The following is a 1,710-nucleotide window of genomic DNA, read 5'->3' on the forward strand; positions in this document are numbered from 1 at the left end:
TTAATCCGCAAACAGAAATATGAAAATGACATGAAAATTTTCGGAAAACGCAACAGTTATTCGAAGACAGAAAAGCAAAAGAAGGAAACAACCGGAAAATTTATTATAACGAAAAATGGGAGCAGGAAAAAGAATATATTAGAAAGAAGCTTTCGGAAGAAGAAACTGGTGAAATTAACGGCAAGCGTAAAACAGATGTAGAACTAGCGTTCGGATTTCTGAAGGCTAATTTTCCCTTCACGCGTTTGTCGGTGAGGGGCAAAGAGAAGATGGAAAATGAATTAGGGTTTGCGTTCATGGTGGTAAACTTGAAAAAGTTCATCGCCATGAACAGAAATCAGGCAAAAGATCAAGAAAGTAATCCTGAGAAAAATGGGTTCAATCATCAAAGACCGATGATCGAACCCATTTTTACTTATTCTTGGCTAGTTACGTTCCAACCTCTTTTATGCTTTTTACACTTTAAATAACACATTTTTTAATAGGTTATACTAATTCGGGCTTGAAACTTCAATTATGTCATATTATAATATGAATACGCTATCATTACTAACTAGAAAAAGGAGATGTAGCAAATGGGGACGATCGTTTGTCAAGATTGCCAACATGTTATTGAATATTTTGATGATGAGAAGGTTACTACTCTTTATGGTACTTGCTCAGATTGTGATTCTAAATAAACATCATTTTATATAAAAATAATCGTCAAAGAGCTGCATGTGATATGCAGCTCTTTTTTCCTTTCTATTTTTCCTTGTTTATTTTCATTTAGATACAAGGATATTAGCTAGTTTTACTCATCCCATGGTAAGATATGACATAATGATTGTATTAAGGGGGGAGTTTAAGGAGAGATAAAAGTAGCTGAATAATTAAATATAACCAAGAAGGCTACAATGAAATTTTAGGAATGAAAAGTGGGGAAGTAAATCAAGCATGTGCAACGTTTGATTCGTATAGGCGGACGGTGAAGTAAATACCTCCAGGAAATGATTTCATTCGATCTCTCATGTAAGCACTTGTATATGATGCTAAGAGAGGTTAGTAATAAAATCCAATACAAAGAGGTGAATGGTAATGAATTATCATTATCCGATTGACTATACTTGGACAAAACAGGAAATTATAGATGTTGTAGGTTTTTTTACGCTTATTGAGCAAGCCTATGAGGCGAGTGTTGAGCGTGATATATTAATTGCTGCTTATCGAAAGTTTAAAAAAATAATTCCATCTAAAAGTGAAGAAAAAAGCTATTTCTCAGAATTTCAAAAGGTGTCAGGTTATTCGAGCTATCATGTTATTAAACAAGCTAGAGAAACAACGGATAAAAAAATTAAAATGAAATGAGGCTGGGATAAAACCCCAGTAAATGTAAAAAATCAGATAGTCCATTGGGGCTATTTGATTTTTTTAGGTGAGATAATTCTATTATAGTTTTTACTAATCGATAGATACGGATAGTAATCCCGTTGACTTCCACTACAGGTGGCTGCTTTTCTCGGGCACGCAAAGTTTACGATAACGAGAAAAGGGAACAATAAAAAGAATACATAAGACAGAGCTTTTCAGAAGAGAAAGAAAACGTAAAATAGATGTGGAGCCAATCTTCGGATTTTTGAAGGCTAATTTGTGTTTCATACGTTTTTCAGTGAGAGGTAAAGAAATGGTAGAAAATGAATTAGGATTTGCGTTCATGGCAGTAAACTTAAG

At 33.8% G+C, this 1,710-nt stretch carries 2 protein-coding genes and 2 pseudogenes; all 4 read left to right on the top strand.

The genetic code is table 11. The features are described from left to right. Window positions 1–71: 71 nt before the first annotated feature. A pseudogene (locus GZ63_RS17665) lies at window positions 72–470 on the top strand (transposase); the annotation flags it as partial. 105 nt (window positions 471–575) lie between these two features. Then, window positions 576–680: a GapA-binding peptide SR1P gene (locus tag GZ63_RS17670; protein ID WP_084179379.1), complete on the top strand. Its 105-nt coding sequence runs from the start codon at window positions 576–578 to the stop codon at window positions 678–680. 397 nt (window positions 681–1,077) lie between these two features. Further along, complete coding sequence (locus tag GZ63_RS0115905; protein ID WP_029271249.1) at window positions 1,078–1,347, top strand: UPF0223 family protein; 270 nt, start codon at window positions 1,078–1,080, stop codon at window positions 1,345–1,347. A 232-nt stretch (window positions 1,348–1,579) separates the two neighbouring features. Then, window positions 1,580–1,710 (top strand): annotated as a pseudogene (locus GZ63_RS18545) (transposase); the annotation flags it as partial.

Source organism: Virgibacillus alimentarius (genome assembly GCF_000709085.1).
Taxonomy (GTDB): Bacteria; Bacillota; Bacilli; order Bacillales; family Amphibacillaceae; genus Virgibacillus_B; species Virgibacillus_B alimentarius.